Genomic DNA, 16095 nt, shown 5'->3' with positions numbered 1-16095 from the left:
CATGGCCGATGCCCCCACCGGCAAGGTGACGTTCGTCGGTGCCGGGCCCGGTGCCGCCGACCTGCTGACGTTCCGCGCGGCCCGCGCGATCGCGGAGGCGGACGTGGTGATCTGGGCGGCCAGTCTGGTCCGCGCCGAGGTGCTGGAGCACGCCCGCGCGGACGCGGAGATCCTGGACTCGGCGGCCCTCTCGCTGGAGGACGTCGTGGCCGTGTACCGGCGTGCCCGTGCGGAGGGCCTGAAGGTCGCGCGGGTGCACTCCGGGGACCCCTCGCTGTGGGGCGGCACGCAGGAGCAGCTGGACCGGTGCGCGGAGGCCGGGATCGCCACGGAGATCGTGCCGGGCGTGTCGTCGTTCTCGGCGGTGGCCGCGCTGGCCGGGCGGGAGCTGACCATCCCCGAGGTGGCCCAGTCGGTGATCCTGACCAGGCTCGGCGGCGGCAAGACGCCGATGCCGCCCGGTGAGGAGGTGCGCGAGTTCGCCCGGCACGGCACCACGATGGCGGTGTTCCTGTCAGCGGCACGCAGCGGCCAGTTGGTGCGTGAGCTGCTGGAGGGCGGCTACCCGACGTCCACCCCGGTCGTGGTCGCCCATCAGGTGACGTGGCCGGAGGAGCTGGTGGTGCGGTGCACGATCGGCACCCTGGAGGAGACGGTCAAGGAGCACCGGCTGTGGAAGCACACCCTGTTCCTGGTCGGCGCCGCGCTGGACGCGCACGGCACCCGCTCGCACCTGTACCACCCCGGCCACTTCCACGGCTTCCGCAAGGCCGACCCCGAGGCGCGCCGGGCGCTGCGTGAGCGGGGGGCGAGCAGTTGATCACGGTCGTCGGCGCGGGAACGGGCGCGCCGCTCCCGCCGGACGCGCTCGCCGGGGCGGAACTGGTGGTCGGCGGTCGGCGCCATCTGGACGCGGCGCCGGTGCCCGGGGGCGCGGCACGCGTGGTGCTCGGTCCGCTGGCGCCCGCCCTGGACGCGATCGGGAGGTACGTGGCCGGGGAACGGCCGGTGGTGGTGCTGGCCTCGGGTGATCCGGGGTTCTTCGGGATCGTGCGGGTGCTGGCGGAACGCTTCGGCGCGGGGCTGCTCGATGTGCGGCCGGGGGTCTCCTCGGTGGCGGGCGCCTTCGCCCGGCTGGGGCTGGCCTGGGACGACGCGGTGGTGGTGAGCGCGCACGGGCGCGACCTCCGGACGGCGGTGAACGTGTGCCGGGCGCGCCCGAAGGTCGCCGTGCTGACCGGCCCCGGCTCGGGTCCGGCCGAGCTGGGTGCCCGGCTGGACGGTACGGGCCGGACGCTGGTCGTGGTGAGCGCGCTCGGTGATCCGGAGCGGGAGCGGGTGGAGCGGGTGACGCCCGCCGAGGCCGCCGCGCGGGACTGGGGGCCGGCGGTGAGCGTGGTGCTGTGCCTGGACGAGGCCCGCACGGCGGACGGCCCGCGCACGGTCGCCGGTCCGGGTGCCGGGCCCGCGCGATGGGCGCTCGCGGAGAGCGAGTTCGCGCACCGGGACTCGATGATCACCAAGTTCGAGGTGCGGGCGCTGGCGCTCGCCCGGCTCGGGCCGCGCCTGGGCGACCTGGTGTGGGACGTGGGCGCGGGGTCGGGCTCGGTGGCCGTGGAGTGCGCCCGGCTCGGCGCCGCCGTGACCGCCGTGGAGAGGACCGGGGACGGGGCCGGCCGGGTACGGGCCAACGCCCGCGCCCACGGTGTCGACGTGAGCGTGGTGCACGGCACCGCCCCGCAGGCGCTGTCCGGCCTCGACGAGCCCGACGCGGTGTTCGTGGGCGGTGGCGGGCGTGATCTGCCCGCGGTGGTAGGGGTCTGCGCGCAGCGGGCGCGGCGCACGGTCGTGGTGGCCGTGGCGGCGCTGGACCGGGTCGCCCCGGTGCGCACGGCGCTGACGCGGGCCGGGCTGGCGTGCGACGGCGTGCTGCTGCAGTCGTCGCGGCTGGCGCCGCTGCCGGGTGACGTGACCCGGCTGGCGGCCGGCAACCCCGTTTTCCTGCTGTGGGGCGACCGCCTCCCGGCGCGGAGTGAAGGAGGAGTCCAGTGATCGGCCTGATTTCCGCCACCGCGGCGGGGGCGGTGGCCCGCGACCGGCTGGCCGCGGCCTGGCCGGACCGTACGCGGGTGTACGAGGGCCCGGCCGGGGAGGCCGTACGGGCGGCGTTCGCGGAGTGCGACCGGCTGGTGTGCTTCCTGGCCACCGGCGCCACGGTCCGGCTGCTGGCCCCGCTGCTCGGGGACAAGGCGGCCGATCCGGGTGTGGTGTGCGTGGACGAGGGCGGCCGGTTCGCGGTGTCCCTGGTCGGCGGGCACGGCGGGGGCGCCAATGAACTGGCCCACGAGGTGGCCGGGTTGCTGGGTGCGGAGCCCGTGGTGACGACGGCGACGGACGCGGTGGGTCTGGCCGGTCTGGACAGCCTCGGGCTGCCGGTGGAGGGCGCGGTCGCGGCGGTGTCGCGAGCGCTGCTGGACGGGGAACCGGTGGCGCTGGAGGCCGAGACGTCCTGGCCGCTGCCTCCGGTGCCCTTCGCCGGACAGGGCGCGTACACCGTGCGACTGACCGACCGTGCCGTGCGGCCGGGCCCGTGCGAGGTGCTGTTGCGCCCGCCGTCCCTGGTCGTCGGGGTCGGCGCGTCCAGGGGCGCGCCCGTGGAGGAGGTGCTCGCACTGATCGAGGAGACCCTGCGCGGGGCGGGTCTGTCGGTGCGGTCGGTGGCCGAACTCGCCACCGTGGACGCGAAGTCGCAGGAGCCCGGCATCGTGGCCGCCGCCGGGCGGCTGGGCGTGCCCCTGGTGACGTACCCGGCGGCAGAACTGGCCGCCGTGTCCGTGCCGAACCCCTCCGACGCGCCTCTCGCGGCGGTCGGCACCCCGTCCGTGGCGGAGGCGGCCGCGCTGCGGAACGGCGGTGAACTCCTCGTACCCAAGCGGAAGTCGGCGGCCAGACCCGCCATGGCGACCTGCGCAGTCGTACGGCGTCCGGGCCGGGGACGGCTCGCGGTGGTCGGGATCGGGCCGGGGGCCCGCGACCTGCTGACCCCTCGCGCGGCCGCCGAACTGCGACGCGCCTCGGTGCTGGTGGGCCTGGACCAGTACGTCGACCAGATCCGCGACCTGGTCCGGCCCGGCACCCGGGTGCTGGAGTCGGGGCTCGGCGCGGAGGAGGAGCGGGCACGTACCGCGGTCGCGGAGGCCCGCAAGGGCCACGCGGTGGCGCTGATCGGCAGCGGGGACGCGGGCGTGTACGCCATGGCCTCCCCCGCGCTCGCCGAGGCGTCCGACGACATCGACGTGGTCGGCGTGCCCGGTGTGACGGCGGCTCTCGCGGCCGGGGCGGTGCTGGGCGCGCCGCTGGGCCACGACCATGTGTCGATCAGCCTCTCGGACCTGCACACCCCGTGGGAGGTCATCGAGCGCCGGGTGCGCGCGGCCGCCGAGGCGGACATCGTGGTGACCTTCTACAACCCCCGCTCGCGCGGCCGGGACTGGCAGCTCCCCAAGGCGCTCGCCGTGCTTGCGGGCCACCGGGAACCGGGGACGCCGGTCGGTGTGGTGCGCAACGCCTCCCGGCCGGACGAGTCCGCGCGGCTGACCACGCTCGCCGGACTCGACCCGGCGACAATCGACATGATGACCGTGGTCACCGTCGGCAACACCGCCACCCGGAACATCGCCGGGCGCATGGTGACCCCGCGCGGCTACCGCTGGCAGCACGCCCGGGAGGAGGCCCGGTGAACCGCGTCGTCCACCCCATCGAGCAGGAGTCGTTCCGGCGGCTGCGCGCCCGCCTGGACACCTCCGGCTTCCCGCCGCTGACCCGCGCGGTGGTGGAGCGGGTCGTCCACTCCGCCGCCGACCTCGACTACGCCACCGACCTCGTCACCGCCGAGGCCGACCTCCGGCGCGGGCACGCCGCGCTGCACGCCGGGGCGCCGGTCGTCGTGGACGTGGAGATGGTGGCGGCCGGGATCACCCGCCGCGACACCGTCTGCCGGCTGCGGGAGGCCAGGTCCTCCGACGGCCTGACCCGTTCGGCCCAAGCGGTGCGGCTCGCCCACGAGCAGGTCGGTCCCGGCGCGCTGTGGGTGATCGGCTGCGCGCCGACCGCGCTGGAGGAACTGCTCACCCTGGACGCCGACCCGGCGCTCGTCATCGGGCTGCCGGTCGGCTTCGTGGGCGCCGCCGAGTCCAAGGAGGCGCTGCGCGCGAGCGGGCTGCCCGCCGTGAGCAACGTGTCCGAGAAGGGCGGCTCGGCGGTCGCCGCGGCCGCACTCAACGCCCTGCTGTACCACCCGACCCACCCCGAGGAGCACCTGTGACCACCCAGCCGCCCGCCCTGCTGATCGCCGGACACGGCACCCGTGACGAGGCCGGGGCCGAGGCCTTCCGCAACTTCGTGCGGGAGCTGGGCCGCCGCCACCCCGAACTGCCCGTCGCGGGCGGGTTCATCGAGCTGTCCCCGCCCCCGCTGGGCGAGGCCGTCACCGAGCTGGTCGAGCGGGGCGTACGCCGCTTCGCCGCCGTGCCGCTGATGCTGGTGTCCGCCGGGCACGCCAAGGGCGACATTCCGGCGGCGCTGGCCCGCGAGAAGGAGCGCCGTCCGGGCCTCACCTACACCTACGGCCGCCCCCTCGGCCCGCACCCCGCCCTGCTGCGGGTGCTCGAACGCCGGCTGGACGAGACCCTGGCCGGCACCCCCCGCGAGGACGCGACCGTGCTGCTGGTCGGACGCGGCTCCACCGACCCGGACGCCAACGCCGAGGTGTGCAAGGCGGCCCGGCTTCTCTGGGAGGGCCGCGGATACGCGGGCGTGGAGACGGCGTTCGTGTCGCTGGCGGCACCGGACGTGCGCAGCGGCCTGGACCGGGTCGCCCGGCTGGGGGCGCGGCGGGTCGTCGTGCTGCCGTACTTCCTGTTCACCGGTGTCCTGCCGGACCGGGTGCGGCGGCAGACCGAGGAGTGGGCGGCCGCGCACCCGGAGGTGGAGGTGCGCTCGGCGGACGTGATCGGACCCGAGCCGGAGCTGCTGGACCTGGTGATGGAACGGTACGCGGAGGCCGTCGCCGGTGATCTGCGCATGAACTGCGACTCCTGTGTGTACCGGATCGCGCTGCCGGGGTTCGAGGACAAGGTGGGCCGGCCCCAGCAGCCGCACTTCCACCCGGACGACGACGGCCACGGGCACGGGCACCACCACGGCCACTCCCACAGCCATGAGCACTGACGCCGGGCCAGATCTGCGCCACCACGGGGACGCCGAGGTCCGTGACGCGGGGGCGGACCTGGTGGACCTCGCCGTCAACGTCCGCGCGGACACACCTCCGCGCTGGCTGCGCGAGGAGATCGCCGCCTCGCTGGCCGGCCTCGCGGCCTACCCGGACGGGCGGGCCGCGCGGGCGGCGGTGGCGGAACGGCACGGGCTGCCGGTGCGGCGGGTGCTGCTGACGGCGGGCGCGGCGGAGGCGTTCGTGCTGCTCGCCCGGGCGCTGGAGGTGCGCCGGCCGGTGGTGGTGCACCCCCAGTTCACCGAGCCGGAAGCGGCGTTGCGGGACGCGGGGCACCCGGTGGAGCGGGTGCTGCTGAGGGCGCGGGACGGGTTCCGGCTGGACCCGTCCCTGGTGCCCGAGGACGCCGACCTGGTGATCGTCGGCAACCCGACGAATCCGACCTCGGTGCTCCATCCGGCCCGGGTGCTCACGCGACTGGCCCGTCCTGGACGGACGTTGGTCGTGGACGAGGCGTTCATGGACGCGGTGCCGGGTGAGCGGGAGGCGCTGGCGGGGCGGACGGACGTGCCCGGCCTGGTGGTGCTGCGCAGCCTCACCAAGACCTGGGGCCTGGCCGGGCTCCGGGTCGGCTACGTCCTCGCGCCCCCGGAGACGGTCACCGCCCTGGAACGGGCCCAGCCCCTGTGGCCGGTGTCCACCCCGGCCCTGGCCGCGACCCGGGCCTGCATGGCCCCCCGCGCCCTCGCCGAGGCGGCCCACGCGGCCCACCGCACGGCCGCCGACCGCGCCGAGCTCCTCACCGGCCTGGCGGAGTTGGCTCCGTACGGTGTGAAGGTCACCGGCCCGGCCGAGGCCCCGTTCGTCCTGCTGGAGCTGCCGGACGCGCGGCGTGTCCGGCACCGTCTGCGCGGGCTGGGTTACGCGGTCCGCCGCGGCGACACCTTCCCGGGCCTGGGCCCCGGCTGGCTCCGGGTGGCGGTCCGGGACCGGACGACGACGGCGGGGTTCGTGGAGGCGCTCGGCACGGCGCTGGGGTGACGCCCCTCAGGACCGGCGTCTGCGGGCCATGGCCGCCGCGCCGCCGCCCAGCAGGAGCAGGCCAGGGCGCCGCCCGCGATGTGTTCAAGGCGGTGGGACCCCGAGGAACGTGCTCGGGACACGGCAGCCCTTCCGCACTCCGGGTGAACGGTCTGCGGTCTCGGGTCGCTTCACTCCGTCGCGGGGTTCCCGCCCTTGTCTTCGATTGAGCGGGAACGGCTGTTCGCATCGCCTACTGCACGACCCGCCCGTTCAGCACCACCCGGCGCGGCGCCGCGAGCACCCGCACGTCGGCGCGCGGGTCGCACTCGTAGACCACCAGGTCGGCCGGGGCGCCCTCCTCCAGGCAGGGGCGGCCCAGCCAGGCGCGGGCGGCCCAGGTGGTGGCGGCCAGCGCCTCGACGGGCGGGATGCCGGCGGTGACCAGTTCCGCGACCTCGGCGGCGACCAGCCCGTGCGGCAGCGAGCCGCCCGCGTCGGTACCGACGTACACCGGGATGCCCGCGTCGTAGGCGTCGCGCACCGTGTCGTAGCGCCGCTCGTGCAGGCGCCGCATGTGGGCCGACCAGCGAGGGTACTTCTCCTCGCCGCCCGCCGCCAGGCCGGGGAAGGTGGCGATGTTGACCAGGGTCGGCACGATGGCGACCCCGCGCTCGGCGAAGAGGGGGATCAGCTCGGGGGTGAGGCCGGTGGCGTGCTCGACACAGTCGATGCCGGACTCCACCAGATCCCGGAGCGAGCTCTCCGCGAAGCAGTGCGCGGTGACCCGCGCGCCCAGCCGGTGCGCCTCCGCGATGCCCGCCTCGATCGCCTCGCGCGGCCAGCAGGGCGCGAGGTCGCCGGCGCCCCGGTCGATCCAGTCGCCGACCAGCTTGACCCAGCCGTCCCCGCGCCGCGCCTCCCGCGCGACGTGGGCGACGAGGTCGGCGGGCTCGATCTCGTGGGCGTACCCCCGGATGTAGCGCCGGGTGCGGGCGATGTGCCGGCCGGCACGGATGATCTTCGGGAGGTCGTCGCGGTCGTCCACCCAGCGGGTGTCGGAGGGAGAACCGGCGTCCCGGAGCAGCAGGGCTCCAACCTCACGGTCGGTGAGGGCCTGCTTCTCGGCGGTGCCCGCGTCGACCGGGCCCTGCGCGCCGAGGCCGACATGGCAGTGGGCGTCGACCAGGCCGGGCAGCACCCAGCCCTGGACGGCTCCGATGTCGCCGGCGCCGGCGGGGCGGTCGTAGGTGACACGGCCGCCGACCACCCACAGCTCGTCGCGGACGTCGTCGGGCCCGGCCAGGACCCGCCCCTTCACGTGCAGCACCGCGTGATCGCTCATGCACCGCACCTTAGTGAGCGGGCCCGGCCCGTTGAAGCCCCGGCTACTCCCCGGCCCTGCCCGCCGCGTCCTCGACATCGGCCTTCGCCGGGTCCAGGACGCGGGAGAGGAAGTGCCGGGTCCGCTCGTTCTTCGGGTTCCCGATGACCTCCTCCGGCGTGCCCTGCTCGACGATGACACCGCCGTCCATGAAGACGACCCGGTCCGCGACCTCGCGGGCGAAGGTCATCTCGTGGGTGACGACCATCATGGTCATGCCCTCCTCGGCGAGCCCCCGCATCACCGCGAGCACGTCGCCGACCAGCTCGGGGTCGAGCGCGGAGGTCGGCTCGTCGAAGAGCATCACCTCGGGGCCCATGGCGAGCGAGCGGGCGATGGCCACCCGCTGCTGCTGGCCGCCGGAGAGCGAGGACGGGTAGGCGTGCGCCTTGTCGGAGAGACCGACGCGCGCCAGGTTCTCCGCCGCGACCTTCTCCGCCGCCGCCGTGTCCCGCCCGAGCACCCGGCGCTGGGGCAGCGTGAGGTTCTCGGTGACGTCGAGGTGCGGGAACAGGTTGAACTGCTGGAACACCATGCCGATGCGCCGCCGTACGGCGTCGATGTCCACGTCCGGGTCCGTCAGCTCGGTGCCGCCGACGACGATGGTGCCCTGCTGGGGTTCTTCCAGCAGGTTGACGCAGCGCAGCAGGGTGGACTTGCCGGAGCCGGACGGTCCGATGACGCAGACCACCTCGCCCTGGCCGATCTCCAGGTCGACGCCGCGCAGGACGTGGTTGTCGCCGAAGGACTTGTGCAGCCCCTCGACGCGGATCTCGGGACTGCTCACCGGATCGCCTCCTGGGACCTGGACTCCATCCGCCGTACGACGAAGCCGAGCGGGATGGTGACCAGCAGATAGCACAGGCCGGCCACCAGGATGGGGGTGGAGTTGGCAGTGGTGCTGGCCAGGTCGTTGCCGAACTTGGACAGCTCGCGCTCCTCCAGCGTGACACCGAGGAACAGCACCAGCGAGGAGTCCTTGAAGAGCAGGACGAGTTCGTTGGTGAGCGGGGGCAGGATGATGCGGAACGACTGCGGGATGACGATGGAGATCATGGCCCGCGCGGGCGAGAAGCCCAGCGAGCGCGCCGCCTCCATCTGCCCCTTGGGCACCGCCTGGATGCCCGCCCGGATCGTCTCGGCCATGTAGGCGGCCGAGACCAGGCCGAGGGCGACCGCGACCTTGCCGTAGGTGCCGCCCGGATACTGCACGTCCGGGAAGGCCAGCGGCACGCCGACGCCGACGAAGATGAAGATCAGCAGGGCGGGCAGGCCGCGGAAGATCTCGATGTAGATGCCGGCGAGCCAGCGGTACGGCCCCACGGAGGACAGCCGCATCAGGGCGACGACGATGCCCAGCACGAGCCCGACGACGAAGCCGGACAGCGTGTAGAGCACGGTGTTCTTCAGCGCCAGCGTGATGATGTCCGGGAACATCTGCTCGGCGATGGGCAGCTGCGCGAACTGGTTCTTCAGCCGTCCCCAGTCGGCGGAGAACGCGAAGGCGAGGACCGCGGCGACGAAGACGACGTACTGCGCGCCGCGCGAGAGCCTGCGCCGCTGCCTGCGGGTCAGGCCCTTCCTGCGGGGCTGGATGCGGGTGTCCGTGTCGGCCATCGGCTCAGGAGCCCGCGGAGGGGGAGGCGGCGGACGGGTCGTACGGGCCGATCCACTTCTCGTAGATCTTCTTGTACTCGCCGTCGGACTTGGCGCGGGCGAGCGCCTTGTTGATCGCGTCGCGCAGGGCGGTGTTGCCCTTCTTCACCGTGAAGCCGTACTGCTCACCGGTGTTGATGTTGTCCACCACCTGGAAGGCGGAGGCGTTGGCCTTGTCCTTCAGCCAGCCCTGGACCACCGGGTAGTCGATGACCACGGCCTGGACCTGCCCGGTGCGCAGGCCGTTGAGGACAGCGTCCGAGGAGTGGAAGGAGACCGGGTCGAGGCCCTTGCTCTTGGCGAGGTCCTCACCGGTGGTCTGCGCCTGCGCCCCGAGCTTCTTGCCCTTGAGGTCCGCCAGCGACTTGACACCGCTCTTCCTGTCGACCAGTACGGCCTGCGTGGCCTCGAAGTACGGGTCGGAGAAGTCGACGTTCTTCTTGCGCTCGTCGGTGATCGTCATGCCCGCCGCGGCCAGGTCGCACTGGCCGGAGTTGAGGAAGGCGCCGGTCTTGAAGTTCTCGAACGGCGTGTCCACGATCTTCTGCTTGACGCCCAGGTCCCCCGCGACCAGGTCGATCAGGGAGACGTCGAAACCCTGCACCTTGCCGTCGACCACCGACTGGAACGGCGGGTAGGGCAGGTGGGTGCAGACGGTCAGCGCTCCGCCGTTGGCGAGGTGGACCCCCTTGACGGTGGTCTTCCCGCCCCCGTCGCCCGAGGAGGAGCAGCCGGCGACGAGCGCGATCGCGGCCGTCGCGGTGATGGCCGCCAGCACTCGGGGCCGGCGCCGAAGGAGGGTCTTCATGGGGGGAATCTCCCGATCCGGGGAACTGTGGGTTCCGATTATAAGGAGAGGTTTGGGCCTCTCAAATCAATCTGATGGTTTCGCGGCCGTCCAGCCTAAGATGTCGCCGGTCAGAACGGCGTGGAGGCCGCCCGTTACCCTCGTCACCGTCGGCCCGCCGGGGCCGGCCCCGTGGACCTCGTGAGCGAAGAAGGCACCCGCCGTGACCCATCCCCTCCTCGACCTGCCCCCGCTGACCGCCGCGCGGTTCGCCGCCATCGAGGACCGGGTGGCCCGGCTGCTGGACACCCGGCAGGACGTACTGATCACCCAGGGCGAGGCGCTGCTGCCGCTGGAAGGCGCGATCCGCGCGGCCGCCGGTCCGGGCACCGTGGCACTGAACGTGATCACCGGCCCGTACGGCCAGACCTTCGGGGACTGGCTGCGCGACTCCGGCGCCACCGTGCACGACCTCGCGGTGCCGTTCGACTCGGCGGTCACCGCGGACCAGGTCCGGGCGGCCTTCGCCGCGCACCCGGAGATCGACTTCGTCTCCCTGGTGCACGCGGAGGCGGCCACCGGCAACACCAACCCGGTCGCGGAGATCGGCGAGGCGGTACGGGAGCAGGGGGCCCTCTTCTACCTGGACGCGGTCGCCTCGGTCGGCGCCGAGCCGGTGCTGCCGGACGCGTGGGGCGTGGACCTGTGTGTGATCGGCGCGCAGAAGGCGATGGGCGGGCCCGCCGGCGTCTCCGCGATCTCGGTGAGCGAGCGGGCCTGGGAGCGGATGGCCGCCAACCCCGCCGCCCCGCGCCGCTCCTACCTCTCCCTGCTGGACTGGAAGGAGCGCTGGATCGACGCCGGCCGCAAGGCGCTCCCGCACGCCCCGGCGCAGCTGGAGATGCTGGCGCTGGAGGCCTGTGTGGAGCGGATCGAGGCGGACGGCCTGGACGCCGTGACGGCCCGGCACCGTGACCTCGCGCGGGCTACGCGGGCCGGTGCGCTCGCCCTGGGCGGCGGGCTCGGGCCGTACGTGCGCGAGGAGCGGGACGCGGCGCCGGTGGCGACCACGCTTCGGGCGCCGGAGGGAACGGTGGCCTCGGAGCTGGTGGCACGGGCGCTGGAGAGCGACCCGGGGCTGCCGCTGGCCGCCGGCGGCGGGGCGCTGGCCAGGGAGATGATCCGGGTGAACCACTACGGACCCGACGCCACGCCGCAGGTGGTGCGCCGCGCGCTGACGGCGCTGGGCACGGCGCTCGCCGCACAGGGGCTGACGGTGGACACCGCGGCGGCAGCGGCGGCGGTGGACGAGTTCGTGCTCTGACCCACGGCACCGACGAGCGGCCCGCGTGTTCCCGCGCGGGCCGCTTTCATTTCCGGCCACCACTTCAGCCACTCATCCATATGACGTGAATTCCCCGTGAATTAACCCGATGACGCTCAGCCCTTTTCTCCTGCCCGGTTTTTGCAGAGCTAAACAACTCCGGTTTCCAGCAGTTTTCCGTTCTGTGACGCACTCCACACGGAGGGCTTTTCGTCCCGCTTTGACACAGGTCAAACCAGGCATACCGCCGACAGGTCCAGACCCCGACCAGATTGCCTCCGTGCATTTCGCAATTCGCCTCGCTAAATTCAGGCCGTATGACTTCCGCATCCGCCGACCTGCTCATCGACAAACCCGCGGTCACCGACGGCGCCGCACTGTGGCATCTCGCCAAGGACTCGAAAAAGCTCGACCTGAACTCCTCGTACAGCTATCTGCTGTGGTGCCGTGACTTCGCCGACACCTCTGCGGTGGCCCGCGGCGCGGACGGCGAGCCGGTCGGGTTCGTCACGGGCTACGTCCGCCCGGACCGTCCGCACACGCTGCTCGTCTGGCAGGTGGCCGTGGACGGTTCCCAGCGCGGCAAGGGCGTCGCCGCCGCGCTGCTGGACGGGCTGACCGCGCGGCTCGCCGCCGAGCGGGGCGTGACGGATGTGGAGACGACCATCACCCCCGGCAACACCGCGTCCGAGCGGCTGTTCACCTCGTTCGCCGAGCGCCACGGCGCCGGGCTGACCCGCGAGGTCCTGTTCGGTGAGGAGCTGTTCCCGGACGGCCCGCACGACCCCGAAGTGCTGTACCGCATAGGCCCGCTGACCCACGTCCCGGCGCACTGACGTCCCCCGAGGAGCGAATCACCGTGACCATCACCCAGCCCGACCTGAGCGTCTTCGAGACGGTTGAGTCCGAGGTCCGCAGCTACTGCCGCGGCTGGCCCGTCGTGTTCGACCAGGCGCGGGGCAGCAGGATGTACGACGAGGACGGCCACGCCTACCTCGACTTCTTCGCCGGGGCCGGCTCGCTCAACTACGGCCACAACAACCCGGTGCTCAAAAGGGCGCTGATCGACTACCTGGACCGCGACGGGGTGACCCACGGCCTGGACATGTCGACCACGGCCAAGCGGACCTTCCTCCAGACCTTCCAGGACCTGGTCCTGCGGCCGCGCGACCTGCCCTACAAGGTCATGTTCCCGGGCCCGACGGGCACCAACGCGGTGGAGTCCGCGCTGAAGCTGGCCCGGAAGGTGAAGGGCCGCGAGGCGATCGTGTCGTTCACCAACGCCTTCCACGGCATGTCCCTGGGCTCGCTCGCGGTCACCGGCAACGCCTTCAAGCGGGCCGGCGCCGGCGTCCCGCTGGTGCACGGCACCCCGATGCCGTTCGACAACTACTTCGACGGCACCGTGCCGGACTTCCTGTGGTTCGAACGGCTGCTGGAGGACCAGGGCTCCGGCCTGAACAAGCCGGCCGCGGTGATCGTCGAGACCGTGCAGGGCGAGGGCGGCATCAACGTGGCACGGCCCGAGTGGCTGCGCGCGCTGAAGGAGCTGTGCGAGCGGCAGGACATGCTGCTGATCGTCGACGACATCCAGATGGGCTGCGGCCGCACCGGCGCGTTCTTCTCCTTCGAGGAGGCGGGGATCACCCCGGACATCGTCACGGTCTCCAAGTCGATCTCCGGCTACGGCCTGCCGATGTCGCTGTGCCTGTTCAAGCCGGAGCTGGACATCTGGGAGCCGGGCGAGCACAACGGCACCTTCCGCGGCAACAACCCGGCGTTCGTCACCGCCACGGCCGCGCTGGAGACGTACTGGGCCGACGGCGCCGCGATGGAGAAGCAGACCCGTACGCGCGGTGAGCAGGTCGAGCGGGAGCTGATCTCCATCGCCGAGGAGAACCTCGCCGACGTGAAGGAGTACCGCGGGCGCGGGCTGGTGTGGGGCCTGGAGTTCCACCGCAGCGACCGTGCCTCGCGTGTGGCCAGGCGCGCCTTCGAGCTGGGGCTGCTGATCGAGACGTCGGGCCCGCAGGGCGAGGTCGTCAAGCTGCTGCCCGCGCTGACCATCACCCCACAGGAGCTGGACGAGGGCCTGAGCATCCTCGCCCGCGCCGTCCGCGAGACCGCCTGACCGGCCCGACCAGCCAGACCGCCTGATGAGCCAGACCGCCTGACCGGCTAGACCGTCCTACCGGCCAGTAAAGAGGAGGAGACACCGTGATCGTCCGTTCGTTCAAGGACATCGAGGGCACCGACCGGCATGTGAAGGCCAAATCGGGTACCTGGGAGAGCAAGCGCATCGTGCTCGCCAAGGAGCGGGTCGGCTTCTCCCTGCACGAGACGGTCCTGTACGCCGGGACCGAGACGTCGATGTGGTACGCCAACCACATCGAGGCCGTCGTCTGCACGGAGGGCGAGGCCGAGCTGACCGACCACGAGGACGGGCAGGTGTACACCATCACGCCCGGCACCATGTACCTGCTGAACGGGCACGAGCGCCACACGCTGCGGGTGAAGGAGGACTTCCGCTGCATCTGCGTGTTCAACCCGCCCGTGACGGGCCGGGAGGACCACGACGAGAACGGCGTCTACCCGTTGCTCACCGAGCCCGAGGAGGCGTGAGGACCATGACCACGCTCACCACCGCCCCCACCGACCTGTACCCGAGCCGGGGCGCGACCGAGGTCCGCATCCCGCGCAAGGACCCGGTCGTCTGGGGTTCCCCCGACACGCCGGGCCCGATCCAGGCGGCCGAGCTGGAGGGGTTCGAGCGCGACGGCTTCCTCACCGTCGACCAGATCATCACCCCCGCCGAGGTGCAGGTCTACCGGCGGGAGCTGGAACGGCTGGTCGGCGACCCGGCGATCCGCGCCGACGAGCGCTCGATCGTCGAGCCGAAGTCCGGGGAGATCCGCTCCGTCTTCGAGGTGCACCGCCTCAGCGAGCTGTTCGCCAACCTGGTGCACGACGAGCGGGTGGTCGGCCGTGCCCGGCAGATCCTCGGCTCGGACGTCTACGTCCACCAGTCGCGGATCAACGTCAAGCCCGGTTTCGGGGCCAGCGGGTTCTACTGGCACTCGGACTTCGAGACCTGGCACGCCGAGGACGGGCTGCCCAACATGCGTACGGTGTCCGTCTCGATCGCGCTGACCGAGAACTACGACACCAACGGCGGCCTCATGATCATGCCGGGGTCGCACAAGACGTACCTGGGCTGCGCCGGCGCCACCCCGAAGGACAACTACAAGAAGTCGCTCCAGATGCAGGACGCGGGCACCCCGTCCGACGAGGCGCTGACCGAGATGGCCGGTGAGCACGGCATCCGCCTGTTCACCGGCGCCGGGGGCTCCGCCACGTGGTTCGACTGCAACTGCATGCACGGCTCCGGCGACAACATCACGCCGTTCCCGCGCAGCAACGTCTTCATCGTGTTCAACAGCGTGGAGAACACGGCGGTGGAGCCGTTCGCGGCGCCGGTGCGCAGGCCGGAGTTCATCGGCGCGCGGGACTTCACTCCGGTGCGGTAGCCCTCGCCCGACCCTTGTCACCGGGCCGGTGCCTCTTCGTGTGGGACGGGAGGCACCGGCCCGGTCATGTCCGCGGGCGGGGAGAGCTCAGCCCGAGAGCGCGTCCAGCAGACGGTCGACGTCCGCCTCCGTGTTGTAGAGGTGGAAGGACGCCCGCAGGTTGCCCGCCCGGGCGGACACCTCGATGCCGGCGCGGCTCAGCTCCGGCCGGCGGGAGCCGAGACCCGGCACCGAGACGATCGCGGAGCCCGGCGCGGGCAGCGCCTCGTGGCCCAGCGCGGCGAGCCCGGCCCGGTAGCGGTCGGCCAGGGCGGTGTCGTGGGCCTGGATGGCCGGCACGCCCAGTTCCTCGATGAGCTCCAGGGAGCGGCGCAGCGCGGGATAGCAGAAGAGGGCGGGACTGAGGTCGAACCGCCTGGCGGTGTGGGCGAGTTCGGTGACGGGGCCGTAGCAGCTGTCCCACGGCCGCTCGCCCGCGACCCAGCTCGCGAGCAGCGGGGTGAGCCCGCCGAAGTCCTCGGGCACGACGAAGAAGGCGACGCCGTGCGGGCCGAGCAGCCACTTGTAGGACACCGACGCCGTGAAGTCCCACTCCCCCGCCTCCATCGGCAGCCACCCGGCCGCCTGGGAGAAGTCCACGTAGGTACGCGCACCGTGGATGGCGGCGGCCTCGCGCAGCGCGGGCAGGTCGGCCACCCTGCCGTCGGCGGACTGGGCGGCGCTGACGGCGACGAGCGCGGTGCCGGGCCGGACGGACTCGGCGATCCGCTCCACGGGCACCGCGCGGACCTTGAGATCGCCCCGGACGTGGAAGGGGTTGGGCACGGAGGCGAAGTCGTCCTCGGCGGTCAGGACTTCGGAGCCGGGCGGGAGCGAGGCGGCGAGCACCCCGCCGTGCGCGGCGACCGAGGCGCCGAGCGCCACCCGTTCGACGGGCACCTCGGCGAGCCGGGCGTAGGCGGCCCGGCACGCCTCCACCGCCTCCCAGAGCGCGGTCAGCGGCTGCCCCTGCGCCCGCAGCAGGGCCGCCTCGTGCAGGGCGGCGACGGCGCGGGCGGGCAGCAGGCCGTTGCTGGCGGTGTTGAGGAAGGCTCCGACCGGGGCGAACTCGGCGCGGACGAGGCTCTCGAACGTCTCCGTGGTCTCCGTGGTCTCCATGGGTCCACT

Annotated in this window: 16 protein-coding genes; 11 read left to right on the top strand and 5 right to left on the bottom strand. The window is 73.0% G+C overall.

Features of this window, described 5'->3' with window-relative positions; genetic code table 11:
* Position 1 precedes the first annotated feature (1 nt).
* Genes cobM through cobC form a run of 6 tightly spaced genes read left to right on the top strand, consistent with a single transcriptional unit; the run spans position 2 to position 6271 of the window.
* Entirely contained in the window at positions 2-820 is an 819-nt protein-coding gene (cobM, locus tag ACWCV3_RS18895; RefSeq protein WP_451225049.1) for a precorrin-4 C(11)-methyltransferase, read from the top strand.
* Entirely contained in the window at positions 817-2052 is a 1236-nt protein-coding gene (cbiE, locus tag ACWCV3_RS18890; protein ID WP_451225046.1) for a precorrin-6y C5,15-methyltransferase (decarboxylating) subunit CbiE, read from the top strand. The genes cobM and cbiE overlap by 4 nt, the downstream gene beginning before the upstream one ends.
* Positions 2049-3740, top strand: a complete 1692-nt coding sequence (gene cobJ / locus ACWCV3_RS18885; protein ID WP_451225044.1) for a precorrin-3B C(17)-methyltransferase — start codon at positions 2049-2051, stop codon at positions 3738-3740. The genes cbiE and cobJ overlap by 4 nt, the downstream gene beginning before the upstream one ends.
* Positions 3737-4324: a precorrin-8X methylmutase gene (locus ACWCV3_RS18880; RefSeq protein ID WP_451225042.1), complete on the top strand. Its 588-nt coding sequence runs from the start codon at positions 3737-3739 to the stop codon at positions 4322-4324. Before cobJ ends, ACWCV3_RS18880 begins: the two co-directional genes overlap by 4 nt.
* Positions 4321-5229: a sirohydrochlorin chelatase gene (locus tag ACWCV3_RS18875; RefSeq protein ID WP_451225039.1), complete on the top strand. Its 909-nt coding sequence runs from the start codon at positions 4321-4323 to the stop codon at positions 5227-5229. The genes ACWCV3_RS18880 and ACWCV3_RS18875 overlap by 4 nt, the downstream gene beginning before the upstream one ends.
* A complete protein-coding gene (cobC, locus tag ACWCV3_RS18870) occupies positions 5219-6271 on the top strand; it encodes an Rv2231c family pyridoxal phosphate-dependent protein CobC (protein ID WP_451225036.1) in 1053 nt (350 codons plus the stop codon). The genes ACWCV3_RS18875 and cobC overlap by 11 nt, the downstream gene beginning before the upstream one ends.
* A gap of 232 nt (positions 6272-6503) precedes the next feature.
* Here the strand turns inward: cobC and ACWCV3_RS18865 are convergent, their stop codons facing one another.
* From ACWCV3_RS18865 to ACWCV3_RS18850, 4 genes are read right to left on the bottom strand one after another with little or no spacing between them, the layout of a single operon-like run.
* Positions 6504-7595, bottom strand: coding sequence for an amidohydrolase family protein (locus ACWCV3_RS18865; protein WP_451225034.1), 1092 nt, complete (start codon positions 7593-7595; stop codon positions 6504-6506).
* 43 nt (positions 7596-7638) lie between these two features.
* Positions 7639-8421 carry an amino acid ABC transporter ATP-binding protein gene (locus ACWCV3_RS18860; protein ID WP_451225031.1) on the bottom strand — a complete coding sequence of 261 codons (783 nt, stop codon included), beginning with the start codon at positions 8419-8421 and terminating at the stop codon, positions 7639-7641.
* Complete coding sequence (locus ACWCV3_RS18855) at positions 8418-9251, bottom strand: amino acid ABC transporter permease (RefSeq protein WP_451225028.1); 834 nt, start codon at positions 9249-9251, stop codon at positions 8418-8420. The genes ACWCV3_RS18860 and ACWCV3_RS18855 overlap by 4 nt, the downstream gene beginning before the upstream one ends.
* 4 nt (positions 9252-9255) lie before the next feature.
* A complete protein-coding gene (locus tag ACWCV3_RS18850; RefSeq protein ID WP_451225025.1) occupies positions 9256-10098 on the bottom strand; it encodes a basic amino acid ABC transporter substrate-binding protein in 843 nt (280 codons plus the stop codon).
* A 202-nt stretch (positions 10099-10300) separates the two neighbouring features.
* On the opposite strand from ACWCV3_RS18850, the gene ACWCV3_RS18845 reads away from it, so the two are divergent.
* The 5 genes from ACWCV3_RS18845 to thpD all read left to right on the top strand — a co-directional run bounded on the left by ACWCV3_RS18845 (position 10301) and on the right by thpD (position 14928).
* On the top strand, positions 10301-11401 hold the full coding sequence (locus tag ACWCV3_RS18845) for a pyridoxal-phosphate-dependent aminotransferase family protein (protein ID WP_451225023.1): 1101 nt from the start codon (positions 10301-10303) through the stop codon (positions 11399-11401).
* Positions 11402-11718: 317 nt separating this feature from the next.
* A complete protein-coding gene (ectA, locus tag ACWCV3_RS18840) occupies positions 11719-12237 on the top strand; it encodes a diaminobutyrate acetyltransferase (protein ID WP_451225020.1) in 519 nt (172 codons plus the stop codon).
* A gap of 23 nt (positions 12238-12260) precedes the next feature.
* A complete protein-coding gene (ectB, locus tag ACWCV3_RS18835) occupies positions 12261-13532 on the top strand; it encodes a diaminobutyrate--2-oxoglutarate transaminase (protein ID WP_451225017.1) in 1272 nt (423 codons plus the stop codon).
* Between the two features lie 86 nt (positions 13533-13618).
* The gene (locus ACWCV3_RS18830; protein WP_451225014.1) at positions 13619-14023 is read left to right on the top strand and encodes an ectoine synthase; all 405 of its coding nucleotides are present in this window, start codon (positions 13619-13621) and stop codon (positions 14021-14023) included.
* Positions 14024-14028: 5 nt separating this feature from the next.
* Positions 14029-14928 (top strand): ectoine hydroxylase, encoded by a 900-nt coding sequence (gene thpD / locus ACWCV3_RS18825; protein ID WP_451225011.1) that lies wholly within the window; start codon positions 14029-14031, stop codon positions 14926-14928.
* An 87-nt stretch (positions 14929-15015) separates the two neighbouring features.
* Here the strand turns inward: thpD and ACWCV3_RS18820 are convergent, their stop codons facing one another.
* Positions 15016-16086: an aminotransferase class V-fold PLP-dependent enzyme gene (locus ACWCV3_RS18820; protein ID WP_451225008.1), complete on the bottom strand. Its 1071-nt coding sequence runs from the start codon at positions 16084-16086 to the stop codon at positions 15016-15018.
* Positions 16087-16095: the final 9 nt, after the last annotated feature.

This window comes from Streptomyces sp. NPDC001781 (genome assembly GCF_053596035.1).
Note: the sequence above shows the minus strand (reverse complement) of the source record. Positions and strands in the feature narration are given on the sequence as shown.

What these genes read in the sequence shown, in the direction of transcription:
- cobM (WP_451225049.1), top strand. Translation starts at nt 2, where the DNA reads ATGGCCGATGCCCCCACCGGCAAGGTGACGTTCGTCGGTGCCGGGCCC.
- cobC (WP_451225036.1), top strand. Translation starts at nt 5,219, where the DNA reads ATGAGCACTGACGCCGGGCCAGATCTGCGCCACCACGGGGACGCCGAG.
- ACWCV3_RS18865 (WP_451225034.1), bottom strand. Translation starts at nt 7,595, where the DNA reads ATGAGCGATCACGCGGTGCTGCACGTGAAGGGGCGGGTCCTGGCCGGG.
- ACWCV3_RS18855 (WP_451225028.1), bottom strand. Translation starts at nt 9,251, where the DNA reads ATGGCCGACACGGACACCCGCATCCAGCCCCGCAGGAAGGGCCTGACC.
- ACWCV3_RS18850 (WP_451225025.1), bottom strand. Translation starts at nt 10,098, where the DNA reads ATGAAGACCCTCCTTCGGCGCCGGCCCCGAGTGCTGGCGGCCATCACC.
- ectA (WP_451225020.1), top strand. Translation starts at nt 11,719, where the DNA reads ATGACTTCCGCATCCGCCGACCTGCTCATCGACAAACCCGCGGTCACC.
- thpD (WP_451225011.1), top strand. Translation starts at nt 14,029, where the DNA reads ATGACCACGCTCACCACCGCCCCCACCGACCTGTACCCGAGCCGGGGC.
- ACWCV3_RS18820 (WP_451225008.1), bottom strand. Translation starts at nt 16,086, where the DNA reads ATGGAGACCACGGAGACCACGGAGACGTTCGAGAGCCTCGTCCGCGCC.